At 54.4% G+C, this 1166-nt stretch carries 2 protein-coding genes; one reads left to right on the forward strand and one right to left on the reverse strand.

Annotation, left to right across the window (positions count from 1 at the left end; translation table 11 throughout):
- A partial coding sequence (locus tag AAFU51_18810) for a hypothetical protein (GenBank protein MEO1573298.1) occupies positions 1 to 676 on the forward strand: 676 nt, incomplete at its 5' end.
- Here AAFU51_18810 and AAFU51_18815 read toward each other — a convergent pair.
- Positions 673 to 1166 (reverse strand): hypothetical protein (locus AAFU51_18815; protein MEO1573299.1); only part of this gene is annotated, 494 nt, incomplete at its 5' end. The genes AAFU51_18810 and AAFU51_18815 overlap by 4 nt on opposite strands.

Genomic DNA, 1166 nt, shown 5'->3' on the forward strand with positions numbered 1-1166 from the left:
GAAGAATCGCGGCCGGCTTTCTGCGAACAGTCATAACTTGTCGTACGAGCATGAAATGCAGGACAAATCCCCAACATTAGGGTACCTCGACGACGAAGAAGCGTTCTTTGAATCCTCCGTACACATGGATCACTCCATTGTCGACGTATACCGCTCTGATTGTCAAACTTCTAGCGAGTCCGTTCCGCGCATCCCAGCAGATGTGTGGAAAGAACTTCCCTTAGAAGCGCAATTAATCCTCAAACGTGTACCCAAGCCCCAACGCGACAAGGTCCTCGCTGAACGCAAACAACGACCGCCGCAACGCTCGCAAGTACATTTTCACGACACCGCCGCAAGCATAGAACAGCAGTCAAATGACGATGAACTTCGCAACGCCGTCCTTTACCTGCTCCAGCAGCACCAGCAGCAGCAGCAGCTCGATCGTAAGCCACCGCCTCCGCCTCCCACGTATTCGGCCAACGCCACCGAAACCGTTGCCGATACGATTCATCAGCCAGAAACATCATCGACACCCGATGCTTCTGATCCCTCAGTTTACGAACGTCTTTTCAACTCCAGTGAGCGATCTCCATATGATTTCCGCACACTGCTCGCCACCACGTCTCGCAATCAGCGCCAAATCAACCTGAGCTATCGCATCACCTCAGGCACACCGATCACCGCCTCTCTTTAGTTGATCGCGGTGCTAATGGCGGCCTTGGCGGCGCCGACGTTCGTCTCCTCGAAACCACCAACCGTTCTGTGGACATTGTCGGTATCGGTGATCATACCATCGACAACTGCCCTGTCGGCATCGTCGCCGGTGTCGCTCACTCCCAGCACGGCCCTGTCTGCCTCATCATGCACCAGTACGCATGGCATGGTAAAGGCAAGTCCATTCATTCCTGTGTCCAACTTGAGGCCTTTGGCACCAAGGTCGACGACCGTTCCATGGCACTTGGAGGAAAACTCGCGATCACTACTCTCGACGGATATGTTCTTCCTCTCAGTTTCCAAAACGGCCTTGCCTATCTCCCACTCCGTCCGCCCTCCGACGAAGAACTCCTCGACCTTCATCACGTCGTTCTTTGTTCGGACGAACCATGGGATCCTGCCGCCTTTGACCAGGATAATTCCGATGTTGACGCCTACATGAATCGCGACGATGTTACCGTTCCCGACGA

Source organism: Bacteroidota bacterium (genome assembly GCA_039821555.1).
Lineage (GTDB): Bacteria > Bacteroidota > Rhodothermia > Rhodothermales > Rubricoccaceae > JBCBEX01.